Source organism: Achromobacter sp. NPDC058515 (assembly GCF_042721735.1).
In the GTDB taxonomy this organism is placed as follows: Bacteria; Pseudomonadota; Gammaproteobacteria; order Burkholderiales; family Burkholderiaceae_B; genus Achromobacter.
Genome location: NZ_JBHXNI010000016.1, coordinates 161080 through 175902 on the forward strand (window position 1 = coordinate 161080; position 14823 = coordinate 175902).

Genomic DNA, 14823 nt, shown 5'->3' on the forward strand with positions numbered 1-14823 from the left:
TTTGGGGCAGGTCCCGCGCGGCCTACAGGCGCGAGTACGCCAGTTCCAGCTCGCGGTGCAGGACGTCGGCGAAGTCCGCGCGCGCGGGGTCCTGCTGCGACAGCAGGCGGGCCAGCACGACGTTGTCTTCCTCGCCGTTCCAGATCTTGATGTAGGTGCCTTCCTTGTAGCCGTGCTGCTGGCGGAAGATGTTCAGCACGTTCTTCGATACGTACTGCGTGTAGGCGTCGTTCCAGCTCATGTCGCATGCGGTCATGGTCTGTTCCAGGACCTTGAAGCTGGCGCGCCCGCACACCGCCAGGCCGCCGATCAGCTCCAGCAGCTCGGGCACATTCAGCGTGTCCAGCGCGTGCGTCTTGCCGTCCAGCGCGACCGAGGCGGGCGAGGCCAGGTCGGCGACCAGCAGGCGGGCGGCGGCATCGATATCGCCGCCGGCCTGCACAATGGTGTGCGACAGGTAGAAGTGCAGGATGTCCACCAGCTCCATCTGCACCTGGGGCAGATCGATGGTCTGCTTCTTCCACCATTTCCAGCCGTAGTGCTCCAGCGCTTCGGCGGACTCGACGAAGGCGGCGCGCAGGAAGCGGGCCCCGCCATTGACCCAGTCCGGATTGATCATGCTGTTCAAGTGGCCCTGCAACTTCAGCATCGTGGCCGCCTGGGCCTGGTTCAATCCGACAACGTTATTCAACTTTCACTCCGGGATTCGTGGGGTCTTTGCGACTGCGGCGGAAATGTTAGCACCATTGCCGTCCGGCCCGCGGGCTCAGCGGGCGTCCTTGCGGTGGGACGAAGGCGTCAGCGGCGGCAGCTTTTCCAGGCGCGACTTGCGCGGATTGCGCGCGCCGCTGGCGGCCTTGAACAGCATGAATGCAAAGAACGCCAGGAAGATGGCGGGCATCAGCGCGTCCAGTTCGAACTCGGGGCGGCGCAGCGCTTCAAAGGCGATGCGCGCGGCGGCCCAGCCGGCCAGGATGCCGCCGATCGTCAGGGCGACGCCGATCTTGCGCTGCCGGGCGCGCCGGGCCATGGAGACCTCGCCGGCGTCTTCCTGGCCCGGCGCGGGCGCGGAAACGCCGGGCGCTGGCTGCATGGGGGGAGGCGCCGTCTTGCCCCACGGAGCGGTGGACAGCGTTTCGGACGTGGCCGGCGGAACCGGCACGGGCGCGGACGAGGACGCCTGCCGGGATGCCTCGCGCTGGCCGGAAACCTGCCCGGGCGTGGCGCCGCCGGCGCGCGTCAGGTTCTCTATATAGCGCGCGAAATCGCCGTTTTTCGGCTCCAGGTCTATGGCCATGCTGCTCTCCGGGTTCAGTTGCCGCGGCGGCGCGCCGGCTGGCGGCGCTTGCGCATCATGGCAAGCAACAGCCCGCATCCTAGCAGCACCGAGAACCCCGCGCCGATCATCATGGCGATCTGCTGCGCGTTTTCCGCCGCGCCCAGGCTGCGCGCGGTGATATAGCCCGGCGCCAGCATCAGCGGCAGCCATAGAATGGCCGAGGAGACGTTGGCCAGCTGGAAGCGGGCATGCGCCATCCCCATCACGCCCGCCACGGTGGGAATGGTGGAACGGATGGGGCCCAGGAAGCGGCCGATCAGCACCGAGGCGAATCCATAGCGGTAGAAGAACAGCCTGGCGCGCGCCACGCCGGTGCGCTGCTGCTTGAGCGGCCAGCGGCGCAGCACGCCTGGCCCCGCCCAGCGGCCCAGCCAGTAGGACAGGGCGTCGCCCACGATCGCGCCGCCGATGCCCCAGGCGATGACGCCCCAGGGGTCCAGCGTGCCCGATCCGATCAGGCCGCCGGTCAGCAGCATCAAGGCGGTGGCGGGGATGAACAGGCCCACGAGCACCAGGGACTCGCCCAGGGTAAGCAGAAAGGTGATCGGGCCGGCCCACGCCTGGTTGGCCTGGATGAACTGGCCGATCTCGGTGATGTAGTGATCCATGAAGGCAAAGTTGAAAATTAGCTGAACGCAATCGGGTATGTTAACGCCTGCATACGCGGCCGCGTGGTATATCGGCCATCTGGTTGAAGCATAACGACGGGGAACTATGGATTCGGTTACACAGGCCGTGCTGGGCGCGGGCATACAGGGCGTCATGCTGGGGCGCGTGCAGGGCAGGCGCGCGCTGATCTACGGCGCGGCGCTGGCCACCGTGCCGGATCTGGACGTCTTGATGAGCTATCCAGACCCGGTTTCGCTCATGACCTATCACCGCGGCTTCTCCCATTCGGTCTTCGTCCTGACCGGGCTGGCGCTGCTGCTGGCCTGGCTGATACGCAAATACTGGCCGCAGGCGCCTTATAGCGGACGCAGGCTCTTCATGACGCTGTGGCTGGTGCTGGTGACGCACCCCATCCTGGACGCCTTCACGGTTTACGGCACGCAGCTGTTCTGGCCGCTGGCGACCATTCCGGAAAGCTGGTCGGCGATCTTCATCATCGATCCGGTCTATACCGGGCCGCTGCTGTTGGGCGTGCTGTTCGCCATCGCCTTCGGGCTGACGCGGACCGCGCGCCGCCTGCTGGTTGCGGCGCTGGTCTTCAGCACGGCCTATCTGGGTTTCGGCCTGGCCGGACGCATGGCGGCCGAGCACCGCGTGCGCGAGGCGATGCAGGGGCAGGGCATCGCCGTCGCCGAACTGCGGGCCGTGTCCATGCCGTTGAACACGCTGGTGTGGCGCGTGATCGCCAAGACGGACGATGGCCATTACTACGAGTCGGTCAGCAGCCTGTTTGACCGGGATCCGCCGGAATGGCTGCGCCAGCCGCTGAACCTGGATGTCGGCCAGGCCCTGGCGGGCGTGCCCCTGCACGAGCGCCTGCGCTGGTTCACGGACGACTGGCTGCGCTATGACGCCATCGGCGATGCCCTGGTCGTCTCGGACCTGCGCATGGGCATGGCCGGGCACTACACCTTCCGCTTCAAGATGGCCGAACGCGCCGCCGATGGCGCCTGGAAGCCGGTCACGCCATCCGTCTGGCCCAGCGAACGCGGGGGGTGGGCCGAGATGAAGCTGGTGCTGGCCCGCATCCTCCACGCGCAGCCGCCGCTGCCGCTGGCGCAATGGTCGGAGCTGTCGACGAAATAGCCAGCGGCGCATCCGCTGTCCTGTAAGGCCCCCGATCCGGGGGCCTTTTTTCATGCTGCCCGCGTATTGCCTGTTTCCGATGCTTGCATTATTCTTGTTCCCTATTAAGGAACTTTGGTTCCGTTTTATGGAACAAGCATGAGCATTCTAGACGGCGTTCAACGCGTGCTTTCGCTTTACGCGGAAGGCGAGGCGGAGTTGAGCTTTACCGAAGTGGCGGCGCGCCTGGCCATGCCCAAGAGCACCGCGTCGCGCCTGCTGAACCAGATGCAGAACTACGGCATGCTCGACCAGGACGCGGCCACGCGCCGCTACCGTCCCGGCTCGCTGCTGGCGCAGGCCGTGCGCGCCGGCATGTCCGCCACGCCGCTGGACGAGGCCTGCCGCGCCGTGCTGACCCGCCTGTCGGACGACAGCGGACTGACCGCCTATCTCTCCACCCTGAATCAGCGCGAAACCGTGGTGCTGCAGCGGCTCAACGGCTCGCACCCCGTCCAGGTGCTGTCGCCGCCGGGATCGCGCCGCGCCGCCTCGGGCACGGCCATGGGCCGGGCGCTGCTGTCGCGGCTGACCGACGCCGAGTTCCAGGCGCTGTATGGCGCGGACGCGTCGCTGCCCTTGCCGGTGGAAGGGCGCGATTGCCCCGCCACCGTCGGCGATCTGGTCCGGCTCGTGGAGCAGACACGCGCGGACCATTGCGGCGTGGCGATCGACCAGGCCATGCCGGGCATCGGCGCGGTGGCGGCCGCGGTGCGCGATCCGGCCACCGGCGAGCTGCGCGGCCTGTGCCTGTCGTTCGTGTCGTTCCAGGCCGATGCCGCCCGCGTGGCGCGCTTGCGCGAATCCGTGCTGCAACAGGTGGCGGCGCTGGGCCGCGAAGTGAACGACCCCTATTGGCTGACCTGAATTCCCCAGACCTTCCGATGCGCCCGAGCGGGCGCACATCCAGAACATCCCTTACGGAAATCCCCTCATGAACCTCTTGCTTCTCAGCAATTCCAGCAGCGACGCGGGCTATCTGGTCCACGCGATGCCCGACATCCGGGAACTGATCGAGTCCCTGCCGCAAGGCGCCCCGGCCGTGTTCGTGCCGTACGCCGGCGTGACCCGCGGCTGGGACGAATACACCGCGCTGGTCGCATCCGCGCTGGCCGGCACCGGCCTGGACATCCAGGGCCTGCACCGCGCGGAAGATCCGGTCGCCGCGCTTGAAGGCGCCGCGGTCATCATCGTGGGCGGGGGCAATACCTTCAACCTGCTGGGCCAGTTGCGCCGCCAGGGCCTGCTCGACGTCGTGGCGCGCCGCGTGCGCGAGGGCGCGGCCTACCTGGGCTGGAGCGCCGGCTCCAACCTGACGTGTCCCAGCATCTGCACGACCAACGACATGCCCATCACGGACCCGGAAGGTTTCGATGCGCTGGGCCTTTTGTCGTTCCAGATCAACCCGCACTACACCAATGCCCATCCGCCCGGCCACCGCGGCGAAACGCGCGCCCAGCGGCTGGCGGAGTTCTGCACGCTCAATCCCGCCATGCCCGTGCTCGGCCTGCCGGAAGGCGCCGCGCTGCGCGTGCGCGGCGACAAGATCGCGCTGGTCGGCCCGCACGATGCGCCGCTGTTCCTGGGTCAGGAGGAACCGCGCGTGTTCCGTCCCGGCCCGCTGGAGATCCCGGCATGAAGCACGTCATCGACACCATTGAACTGCTCTCGTCCGCGCACGTCACGGGCGAGTCCGTTGCGCAGGTCTTGCGCGATGCCGGCCATTGCGAAGTGGAAGTGACCCGGCTCGAGCGCGGCGGCGCCGCCACGGACTTCCTGTCCATCGTCATACCCGGCGCCGACGATTCCGCGCCGCAACTGGGCATCGTGGGTCGGCTGGGCGGCATCGGCGCCCGCCCCGCGGTGACGGGCCTGGTGTCCGACAGCGACGGCGCCGTGGTGGCGATTGCCGCCGCGCTCAAGCTGATGGCCATGGCCCGGCAGGGCGACGTGATGCCCGGCACGGTTCGCATCCGCACGCACATCTGCCCGCGCGCCGGCACGCGGCCGCATCATCCGGTGCCGATGATGCGCTCGCCGTTCCCCATGCGCGAGATGATGTCGCACGAAGTCGATCCGCGCATGGACGCGATCCTGTCCGTCGACACGACGCGCGGCAATCGCCTGGTCAACAAGCGCGGCGTGGCGCTGACGCCCGTGGCCAAGCAAGGCTACCTGCTGCGCATTCCCGAAACCATGCTGGACGTGATGGGCTGGGTCAGCGGGGAACTGCCGGTGACCCTGCCGCTGACCACGCAGGACATCACCCCCTACGAGAACGGCCTCTGGCACGTGAATTCGCTGATGCAGCCCGCGATCATCACGGATGCGCCGGTCGTCGGCGTGGCGCTCACGGCGCAGACCACGGTGCCGGGCTGCGCCACCGGCGTCACGAACGCGGTGGACGCCGACGTGGCCATGCGCTTCTGCATCGAGATCGCCAAGCTGTTCGGGCAACGCACGATGGGCTTCTTCGATGACGCCGAATGGAACGCGCTGCAAGCCCGCTACGGTTCGATGGCGCACTTGCAGACCGTGGGCCGCGAAGACGGAGCCGCGGCATGAACGCGCGCACGCCGCGCCGCGTGGCGTTCTTCACCATCGGGCAATCGCCGCGCAGCGACGTGGTGCCCGAGATGGCTCCGCTGCTGGGCCCGCATGTGCGCATCGACGAGTTCGGCGCGCTGGACGGCCTGGATGCGGCGGCGCTTGCCGCCCTGGCGCCGCGGCCCGGCGAGTATCGCTTTGCCACGCGCATGCGCGACGGCGCGCAGATCGAGCTGGACGCGGCCGCCGCCGAGGCGCGGCTGGCGCAGGTGATGCGCGAGGCGGATGCCGCGGGCTACGACGTGCTGGTGCCCCTGTGCACCGGAACCGCAATCGCGCCGATGCGCACGCTGGTGGTCGAGCCGCAGCAGGTCGTGGACCATCTGGTCGCGGGGTTGGCGCAGCACTGCCGCAAGGTGGGGCTGGTGGTTCCGTTGGCCGCGCAGGTCGATGCGTTCCACATGGTCGTGCCGCTGGAATGCGAAACCCGCGTCGTGCATGCCTCGCCCTACGAGGCCGACGCCGGCCAGGCCGCGCGCAACTTCGAAGCTGCCGGGCGCGAGCTCGCGTCCTGCGACCTGATCGTCATGCACTGCATGGGCTATGCCGAGCGCATGCGCCAGGCCGTGGCTCAGGCATCGGGGCGCCCCGTGCTGCTGTCCAACCGCATGGTCGCGCAGGCGCTTGCGCAAGTATTGGAATAACGCCGCCGGAAGCAATCCCGAAGTCCGGCCGCGCATATCGATCATGCGGCCGGACCGGGCGAGCGGCGAGAGGAGACGAAGCTGTCTTCGTCAATCAATTGTTGGGAGTGTCTTTTCATGTTCAGCCGTACTCTGCACCGCGCCGCTGGCGCACTGTTCGCCGTCACCACGTTGACGGCCATGCCGGCGCTTGCCGCCGACGCGTGGAAGCCCACCAAACCTGTGCGCCTGCTGGTCGGCTTCGCGCCGGGCGGCTCGGCCGATACCCTGGCCCGCCTGCTGGCCGAACCGCTGTCGCAACGCCTGGGCCAGCCCGTCGTGGTTGAAAACCTGGCCGGCGCCGGCGGCAACATCATGGCTTACCGCCTGAGCCAGTCGCCCGCCGACGGCTACACCATCGGCATCGCCGCGGCCGGCTCCATGGCCATCACCCACGTCCTGAATCCCAAGGGCACGACCTACAAGCCCGCCGACTTCACGCCCATCACCCTGGCGGCCGTTCAGCCTAACGTGGTCATCGTCAACAAGGACGTGCCGGCCAGCAACCTGGCCGAGCTGAAGGAGTACTTCCAGAAGACCCCGAACGCCACCTACGGCACCGCCGGCGTGGGCATCTCCAACCACCTGATCGCCGAGACCATGTTGTACAAGCTGGGCGTGAAGGTGCCGCATGCCGCCTACCGCGGCGCGGCGCCTGTCATCACCGACCTGCTGGGCGGCCATATCGCGATGACGATGGACAACATCTCCACCGCCGCGCCGCTGGCCTCGCAGGGCAAGGTCAAGGCCATTGCCGTGGCTTCGCTCAAGCGTTCCGCCCAATTGCCCAACGTGCCGACGCTGGACGAGCAGGGCCTGAAGGGTTTTGACATGCCGACGTGGCAGGGCGTGTTCGCCCCGGCCGGCCTGCCCGCCGACGTGCTGGCCGCGTACTACGCCGCCCTGCAAGACGTGCTCAAGCAGCCCGCGCTCATCGAGAAGATGGCGGGCCTGGGCTCGGAGCCCGTCACCGGCATGACGCCCGAGAAGTTCGGCCAGTTCCTGGAAAACGACCGCAAGCAGTGGGCCGACATCGTCAAGGCCGCGAACATCAGCCTGGAGCAGTAAGCCGGGCGGCGCGCCGTCGCCGCAGGAAAGAAAAAACGCCAGATCCGGAAGGGTCTGGCGTTTTTTTGCCTGGGATTTCGGCGCGCGTTGCGCCGCTACGCAGGCATGCGCGCCGCGATTTCCGCGATCAGGCGGCGCGCCGCGTCCAGCTTGTCGCCGGCGGGCAGGGGGTGCGCGCCTTGCGCGTCGAACAGCACGAGTTCGGTGGTGTCCGCGTCCATGACCTTGTGCGCCAGGTTGCCCACCAGCAGCGGGATGCCCTTGCGCGCGCGCTTGGCTTCGGCATGTTCGGCCAGCTTCTCGGTTTCGGCCGCGAAGCCCACGCACCACGGGCCGTTCTCGAGCTTGGCCACTTCGGCCAGGATGTCCGGATTGGGTTCGAATTCCATCAGGGGCGCGCCGCCGCCCTCGCTGGTTTTCTTCAGCTTTTGCGTGCTGACGTTCTTCACGCGCCAGTCGGCCACGGCGGCCACGGCGATGAAGATGTCGGCGTCGGCGGCGCTGGCCATGACGGCGTCATGCATCTGGCGCGCGGTGGTGACCGACAAGGCCGTGACGCCTCGCGGAACCGGCAGGAAGGTGGCCCCGGTGATCAGCGTGACGCGGGCGCCGGCTTCGCGGGCGGCGCGGGCCAGCGCGTAGCCGGTCTTGCCCGACGACCGGTTGCTCAGGACGCGCACGGGGTCCACGGGTTCGGAGGTGGGGCCGGCGGTCAGCAGCACATGGCGGCCGGCCAGCAGCTTGGGCTGGAAGAAGGCGATCAGGTCGATCAGCAGTTCATGGGCTTCCAGCATCCGGCCGTCGCCGGTTTCGCCGCAAGCCTGTTCGCCGGCCGACGGGCCCAGCACGCTGATGCCGTCGGCGCGCAGCTGTTCCACATTGCGCTGCGTGGCGGGGTTGGCCCACATCTCGCGGTTCATGGCGGGCGCCACCAGCAGCGGACAGGCGCGCGCCAGGCACAGCGTGGACAGCAGGTCGTCGGCCATGCCGTGCGCCAGCTTGGCCATGAAGTCGGCGCTGGCGGGCGCGATCAGCACCGCGTCCGCGCCGCGCGTCAGGTCGATGTGCGCCATGTTGTTGGGCACGCGCGCGTCCCACGCGTCCACGAACACCGGGCGTCCGGACAGGGCCTGCATGGTGACGGGGGTGATGAAGTGCGTGGCCGCCTCGGTCATCACCACGTCCACGGTGGCGCCTTGTTCGGTCATGCGCCGTACCAGCTCGGCGATTTTGTAGCAGGCAATGCCCCCGGTCAGACCGAGGACGATGCGTTTGCGGGCGAGATCGAGCATGAGGGCGGGACGGCGGGTTCAGCGCCGTGAAAACGAGGAATGGAGGATGATTTTATTCTGCATTGCGGCATCGCGCCGTTCGCCATGCGTTCAGGGGGCGTCAAGCACGGCAAAAGAGGGATTTCCTGGCCGGGGCTTTGCGCCCCGGCCAGGGCACGCAGTCAGGCCTGCGGCTTGCGGGCGCGCAGCAGCTCGTCCAGCACCAGCAGCACGGCGCCGCAGGAGATGCCCACGTCCGCCAGGTTGAAGGCGGGAAACTGCCAGTTGTTCCAGTAGAACAGCAGAAAGTCCACCACGTGGCCATACACCACCCGGTCGATGACGTTGCCGAGGGCGCCGCCCAGGATCAGCGTCAGGGCCAGGCTGAAGCGGGGCTGGCCGTGGGTGCGCCGCAGCATCCAGATGATCACCACGGCGGCCACGCAGCCCAGTCCCGTGAACAGCCAGCGCTGCCAGCCTTCCTCGGACGCCAGGAAGCTGAACGCGGCCCCCCGGTTGTACACCAGCGTGAAGTCGAAGAACGGCAGCACGTTGAGCCGCTCGCCATACTGGAACGCCGTGTTGAAGTAGACCTTGGTCAACTGGTCCAGCACGATGATCAGCAACGCCAGGGCCAGCCAGCGCCCGACGCGCGCCGGGGCGGCGCGGGCGGGGACGGAGCCCGTCGCTCCGGGGGCGGAGGGGCGGGCCATGCTCAAGCCTTGTCGCGGGCTTCGCCCGAGCCGAACAGGTTGGACACGCAGCGGCCGCAGATCTCGGGATGGTCCGCGTCCTGGCCCACGTCCAGGCGCCAGTGCCAGCAGCGTTCGCACTTCTTGTGCGTCGACGGCGTGACTTCGATGCGGGTTTCACCTTCGCCCGCGTGCACGGAGGCGCGCGAGACGATCAGCACGAAGCGCAGGTCGTCGCCCAGGCTGGCCAGCAGCTGCTGGTCTTCGCCATTGGCGTACAGGTCAACTTCGGCCTGCAGCGAGGAACCGATGTCGCCGGCCGTGCGCACTTCTTCCAGCTTGCGCTGGACCTCGGCGCGGATGGCGCGCAGGCGCGTCCACTTTGCCGACAGCGCGTCGGCGTCGGCAAACGGCGGCAGCGCGTGATAGACCTCGGTGAAGATCGTCGTGCGGGCCGCGTCGGCCTGGTTCTTCAGCGCCGAGCCGACCAGTTCCTTCCAGGCTTCTTCCGCCGTGAACGACAGGATCGGAGCCATCAGCTTGACCAGCGTCTGCGTGATGTCCAGCAGCGCCGTCTGCGCCGAGCGGCGGGCCAGGCTGCCGTGGGCGGACGTATACAGGCGGTCTTTCAGGATGTCCAGGTAGAACGCGCCCAGGTCTTCCGAGCAGAACGTCTGCAGGCGCGAGACCGCCGGATGGAAGTCATAGCGCTCGTAGTTGGCCTGCACTTCGGACTGCATCTGCGCCGTCATGGCCAGCGCGTAGCGGTCGATCTCGAACAGATCGCCGTAGGGCACGGCCTGCGACACCGCGTCGAAGTCCGCCACGTTGGCCAGCAGGAAGCGCAGCGTGTTGCGGATGCGGCGGTAGCCTTCCACCACGCGCTTCAGGATCTCGTCCGAGATGGACAGTTCGCCGGAGTAGTCGGTGGAGGCCACCCACAGGCGCAGGATTTCCGCGCCCAGCGAGTCGGACACCTTTTGCGGGGCGATCACGTTGCCCACGGACTTGCTCATCTTGCGGCCCTGGCCGTCCACCACGAAGCCGTGGGTCAGCAGCGCCTTGTAGGGCGGCTGGCCGTAGAGCATGCAGCCCGTCAGCAGCGACGAATGGAACCAGCCGCGATGCTGGTCCGAGCCTTCCAGGTACAGATCGGCGGGCCAGGCGAGTTCAGCGCCGTGCGAGCCCGCGAACTGGCCGTCCTTGCCGCCCAGCACCGTGGCGTGCGTGCTGCCCGAATCGAACCACACGTCGAGCGTGTCGCGGTTCTTTTCGTACATGTCGGCTTCGTCGCCCAGCAGGTCGCGGGGTTCCAGCGCTTGCCAGGCTTCGATGCCGCCTTGCTCGACGCGTTGCGCCACCTGCTCCAGCAACTCGGAGGTGCGCGGATGCAGTTCGCCGGTTTCCTTGTGCACGAAGAAGGCCATCGGCACGCCCCACTGGCGCTGGCGCGACAGGGTCCAGTCCGGACGGTTGGCGATCATGGCGTGCAGGCGCGCGCGTCCCCAGGCCGGGAAGAAGGCGGTGGCGTCGATGCCGGCCAGCGCCGATTCGCGCAGGGTCGGGCCGCCGTCCTTGGGGGCCACGTCCATGCCCGCGAACCATTGGCTGGTGGCGCGGTAGATGATCGGCGTCTTGTGGCGCCAGCAGTGCATGTAGCTGTGCTTGTGCTTTTCGACGTGCATCAGCGCGCCGGCTTCCGTCAGCGCCTCGACGATCTTGGGATTCGCGTCCCAGATGGACAGGCCGCCGAACAGCGCCAGGCTATCGGCATACTTGCCGTCGCCCATCACGGGGCTGATGAAGTCGGTGTCCTTCATGCCGTGCTCCTTGCACGACACAAAGTCCTCGATGCCGTAGGCCGGGGCCGAGTGCACCACGCCCGTGCCGGAATCGGCCGTCACGTAGTCGCCCAGGTAGACGGGCGCCTTGCGGTCGTAGGCGGCATTGAACTGCGCCAGCGGGTGGCGGAACTCGATGCCCGACAGCGCTTCGCCGGGAGCCGTGGCGATGACTTCGCCTTCCAGGTTCCAGGCCTTCAGGCAGGCTTCGACGCGTTCCTTGGCGATCAGCAGCAGCGGGCCGAACTTGGGCGCCGGCGACACGCGCACCAGCGCGTACTCGATCTCGGGATGCACGTTCAGCGCCTGGTTGGACGGGATGGTCCAGGGCGTGGTCGTCCAGATCACGATGGCGCCGTCGTCCACCGACTCCAGGCCAAAGGCCTGCGCCAGTCTGGCGTGTTCTGCAAACGGGAAGGCGACGTCCACGGCGGGGTCGACGCGGTCCGCGTATTCCACTTCGGCTTCGGCCAGCGCCGAGCCGCAGTCGAAACACCAGTTCACGGGCTTCAGGCCGCGGAACACGTAGCCCTTGTCCAGGATGTGGCCCAGCGCGCGGATCTCGTCGGCTTCATTGCTGAAGTTCATCGTCATGTACGGACGATCCCATTCGCCCAGCACGCCCAGGCGCTTGAAGTCCTTGCGCTGGCGGTCGATCTGCTCCAGCGCGTAGGCGCGAGCCTTCGACTGCACTTCCGCCACGGGCAGGTGCTTGCCGTACTTCTTTTCGATCTGGATCTCGATCGGCATGCCGTGGCAATCCCAGCCCGGCACGTAGTGGGCATCGTAGCCGGCCATGTTGCGGCTCTTGACGATGATGTCCTTCAGGATCTTGTTGACCGCGTGGCCGATGTGGATGTCGCCGTTCGCATAGGGCGGGCCGTCATGCAGCACGAAGCGCGGCCGGCCGCGGCTGGCCGCACGAATCGCCTGGTAGACGTGGTTTTCCTCCCATTGCGCAATCCAGGCGGGCTCGCGCTTGGCAAGGTCGCCCCGCATGGGGAAGGGGGTATCGGGCAGGTTGAGGGTCTTTTTATAGTCCATGAACGGCAAAATAGGCGCGCGCGTTTCGCGCGTCTTCGGCGATGGCGGCAGTCAGGGAAGGGAGGTCAGGAAATTTTTCTTCGTCCCGCAGCTTTTGCAGGAATTCGACGCGTACGAGTTTACCGTATGCGTTGACGGTCTCGTCGAGCAGGTGCGCCTCGAGCAGCACGCGGCCGCGGTCTTCGACCGTCGGGCGCACGCCCAGGCTCGCCACGGCCGGCAGGGCCCGGTCCGCCAGGCCATAGACCTGGACGATATAGATGCCCGAGCGCGCGGCGCACCTTTCGGCCACGCGCAGGTTCATCGTGGGAAAGCCCAGCGTGCGGCCCAGCTTCTGGCCATGGATCACATGGCCGCTGATATGGTAGGGATGCCCCAGCAGGTGGCGGGCGCGCTCCAGGTCGCCCACCGCCAGCGCGGTGCGCACCTCGGAGCTGGAAATCCGGTGGCCCTGGCGGTCGGTCACGTCGGCCAGCGTCTGGACCTCGAAACCATGGCGTATGCCGGCTTCGCGCAGCAGATCGATATCGCCGCTGCGCTTGTGGCCAAAGCGGAAGTCCTCGCCCACCAGCAGCCATTTGGCCTGCAGGCCCTGCACCAGCAGCTTCTCGATGAAGGCGTTGGCCGACATCTCGGCCAGGCGGGCGTTGAAGCGCTCCACCACGACCTGCGAGATGCCGTAGCGCGCCAGCGCGGCGAGCTTGTCGCGCAGCCCGGAAATCCGGGTGGGCGCCAGTTCGGGGCGCTGGTTAAGGGTGGCGAAATACTCCCGCGGATGCGGTTCGAAGGTCATCACGGCGGGCGTCAGCCCGCGCTCGCGGGCGACCTGGCAGACGCGGGCAAGCATGGCCTGGTGTCCGCGATGGACGCCGTCGAAATTGCCGATCGTCAGCGCGCAAGGGGCGCGCCGGTCGGGCGGGGGCAGGGATCGGTAGATGCGCAGCGAGGGTTTCACGAGCGAGAGTTTACAATTTTGGATTCCGGGTTTGTTCTAATGCCACTTCCGCCATGCGCGCTGGCTCTTCTTGCGCGTTGGATTTTGGGCGCGAACGGACCCGATTTCCCTTGGAATTCTTTATCTTGCCGGAAATTTCTTCTACCAAGCGCCGCCTCGTCATCCTGATCTCGGGGCGGGGCAGCAATATGCAGGCGTTGGCCGAGGCCTGCCGCAACGAGGGCTGGCCGGCCGAAATCGCCGCCGTCATCGCCAGCCGCCCCGACGCCGGGGGGCTGGACTGGGCGGCCGGGCAGGGTATTCCCACCGCCGCCCTGTATCACAAGGACTATGCCAGCCGTGAAGCCTTCGACGCCGCGCTGGCCGCTGAAATCGACCGCTATGCGCCCGATTACGTCATTCTGGCCGGATTCATGCGCGTCCTGACCCCGGGCTTCGTCAATCACTACGCCGGGCGGCTGGTCAATATCCATCCGTCGCTGTTGCCGGCATTCCCCGGGCTGCACACCCATGCGCAGGCGCTGGCGACGGGCGTGCGCGTGCATGGCTGCACCGTGCATTTCGTCACCCCGGTCCTGGACCACGGCCCCATCATCGCCCAGGGCTGCGTGCCCGTCCTGGCGGGCGATACGCCGGAACTGCTGGCCAATCGCGTGCTGGCGGTGGAACATCGGGCTTTTCCGGCTGCCGTGCGCTGGCTGGCCGAAGGCCGGGTTACCCTGACAAGCGACCATCGCGTGGACGTCCAAGGCGATCCCGAACGCCTCTTCCCCTGGTTGCCGGCCGCTTGAGCGGCCCTGAATCGTATTTATCGGGCGGAACTCCTCCGCCCCACTGGAACACACCATGACTAAACCCCAATCTCCGCGTTCCCGTCCGGCAGGCACCCCGAGGGCCGCCTCCGAAGGACGCGACGGTCGGTCCTTTTTCTCGCGTCCCAAGGGCGACGCCCGCGAGGCGCCCCGGCGCGAACGCGGCGAACGCGTGCGCGAAGAGCGCCCCGGCGGCAGCCGCGATGCGGGCCGTCCGGCTCCGCGCCCGTCCTTTGATGCGCCGCGTGGCGAAAACCGTGGCGAACGGGGTTCCTTCGGCGGCGAACGCCGCGAGGGCCAGGGCCGTCCGGATTCGCGCCCGTCCTACGGCGGCCAGCGCGGCGAAAATCGTGGCGGCGAGCGTGGCTCCTATAGCCCGGAACGCCGCGAAGGCCAGGGCCGTCCGGATTCGCGCCCATCCTACGGCGGCCAGCGTGGTGAAAACCGTGGCGGCGAACGTGGCTCCTATAGCCCGGAGCGCCGCGAAGGCCAGGGCCGTCCGGATTCGCGCCCGTCCTACGGCGGCCAGCGCGGTGAAAACCGTGGCGGCGAACGCGCTTCCTATGGTTCGGAACGCCGCGAAGGCCAGGGCCGTCCGGATTCGCGCCCGTCCTACGGCGGCCAGCGCGGTGAAAACCGTGGCGGCGAACGCGGTTCCTACGGTTCGGATCGCGGGGAAGGCCACGCCCGCTCGGACGTCCGTCCGTCGTATAACGC

At 67.9% G+C, this 14823-nt stretch carries 14 protein-coding genes and 1 pseudogene; 8 read left to right on the forward strand and 7 right to left on the reverse strand.

Features of this window, described 5'->3' with window-relative positions:
• Positions 1 to 22: 22 nt before the first annotated feature.
• The 3 genes from ACFWP0_RS24265 to ACFWP0_RS24275 all read right to left on the reverse strand — a co-directional run bounded on the left by ACFWP0_RS24265 (position 23) and on the right by ACFWP0_RS24275 (position 1947).
• Positions 23 to 673, reverse strand: coding sequence for a dUTP diphosphatase (locus tag ACFWP0_RS24265; protein WP_377846471.1), 651 nt, complete (start codon positions 671 to 673; stop codon positions 23 to 25).
• Positions 674 to 766: 93 nt separating this feature from the next.
• Positions 767 to 1297: a hypothetical protein gene (locus ACFWP0_RS24270; protein ID WP_377846433.1), complete on the reverse strand. Its 531-nt coding sequence runs from the start codon at positions 1295 to 1297 to the stop codon at positions 767 to 769.
• Between the two features lie 14 nt (positions 1298 to 1311).
• Complete coding sequence (locus ACFWP0_RS24275; protein WP_377846434.1) at positions 1312 to 1947, reverse strand: DedA family protein; 636 nt, start codon at positions 1945 to 1947, stop codon at positions 1312 to 1314.
• Between the two features lie 106 nt (positions 1948 to 2053).
• Between ACFWP0_RS24275 and ACFWP0_RS24280 the strand changes: the two genes are divergently transcribed.
• The 6 genes from ACFWP0_RS24280 to ACFWP0_RS24305 all read left to right on the forward strand — a co-directional run bounded on the left by ACFWP0_RS24280 (position 2054) and on the right by ACFWP0_RS24305 (position 7491).
• Entirely contained in the window at positions 2054 to 3094 is a 1041-nt protein-coding gene (locus ACFWP0_RS24280; RefSeq protein ID WP_377846436.1) for a metal-dependent hydrolase, read from the forward strand.
• A gap of 138 nt (positions 3095 to 3232) precedes the next feature.
• A complete protein-coding gene (locus ACFWP0_RS24285; protein WP_377846438.1) occupies positions 3233 to 4000 on the forward strand; it encodes an IclR family transcriptional regulator in 768 nt (255 codons plus the stop codon).
• A gap of 67 nt (positions 4001 to 4067) precedes the next feature.
• Positions 4068 to 4772 (forward strand): dipeptidase PepE, encoded by a 705-nt coding sequence (pepE, locus tag ACFWP0_RS24290; protein WP_377846440.1) that lies wholly within the window; start codon positions 4068 to 4070, stop codon positions 4770 to 4772.
• Complete coding sequence (locus tag ACFWP0_RS24295; RefSeq protein WP_377846442.1) at positions 4769 to 5698, forward strand: DUF1177 domain-containing protein; 930 nt, start codon at positions 4769 to 4771, stop codon at positions 5696 to 5698. Before pepE ends, ACFWP0_RS24295 begins: the two co-directional genes overlap by 4 nt.
• A complete protein-coding gene (locus ACFWP0_RS24300; RefSeq protein WP_377846444.1) occupies positions 5695 to 6384 on the forward strand; it encodes an AroM family protein in 690 nt (229 codons plus the stop codon). Before ACFWP0_RS24295 ends, ACFWP0_RS24300 begins: the two co-directional genes overlap by 4 nt.
• Positions 6385 to 6501: 117 nt before the next feature.
• Positions 6502 to 7491: a Bug family tripartite tricarboxylate transporter substrate binding protein gene (locus ACFWP0_RS24305; protein ID WP_377846446.1), complete on the forward strand. Its 990-nt coding sequence runs from the start codon at positions 6502 to 6504 to the stop codon at positions 7489 to 7491.
• Between the two features lie 95 nt (positions 7492 to 7586).
• On the opposite strand, the gene coaBC is transcribed toward ACFWP0_RS24305, so the two are convergent.
• The 4 genes from coaBC to ACFWP0_RS24325 form a co-directional block, all read right to left on the reverse strand.
• Complete coding sequence (coaBC, locus tag ACFWP0_RS24310) at positions 7587 to 8783, reverse strand: bifunctional phosphopantothenoylcysteine decarboxylase/phosphopantothenate--cysteine ligase CoaBC (RefSeq protein WP_377846448.1); 1197 nt, start codon at positions 8781 to 8783, stop codon at positions 7587 to 7589.
• Positions 8784 to 8944: 161 nt separating this feature from the next.
• Complete coding sequence (gene lspA, locus ACFWP0_RS24315; protein WP_377846450.1) at positions 8945 to 9475, reverse strand: signal peptidase II; 531 nt, start codon at positions 9473 to 9475, stop codon at positions 8945 to 8947.
• Positions 9476 to 9477: 2 nt separating this feature from the next.
• On the reverse strand, positions 9478 to 12339 hold the full coding sequence (gene ileS / locus ACFWP0_RS24320; RefSeq protein ID WP_377846452.1) for an isoleucine--tRNA ligase: 2862 nt from the start codon (positions 12337 to 12339) through the stop codon (positions 9478 to 9480).
• Positions 12329 to 13294, reverse strand: a complete 966-nt coding sequence (locus ACFWP0_RS24325) for a bifunctional riboflavin kinase/FAD synthetase (RefSeq protein WP_377846454.1) — start codon at positions 13292 to 13294, stop codon at positions 12329 to 12331. The genes ileS and ACFWP0_RS24325 overlap by 11 nt, the downstream gene beginning before the upstream one ends.
• Positions 13295 to 13428: 134 nt before the next feature.
• Here ACFWP0_RS24325 and purN point away from each other — a divergent pair, with 134 nt between their 5' ends.
• Together purN and ACFWP0_RS24335 are read left to right on the forward strand one after the other, a co-directional pair.
• Complete coding sequence (gene purN, locus ACFWP0_RS24330; RefSeq protein WP_377846473.1) at positions 13429 to 14085, forward strand: phosphoribosylglycinamide formyltransferase; 657 nt, start codon at positions 13429 to 13431, stop codon at positions 14083 to 14085.
• Between the two features lie 55 nt (positions 14086 to 14140).
• Positions 14141 to 14823, forward strand: a pseudogene (locus ACFWP0_RS24335) (hypothetical protein); the annotation flags it as partial.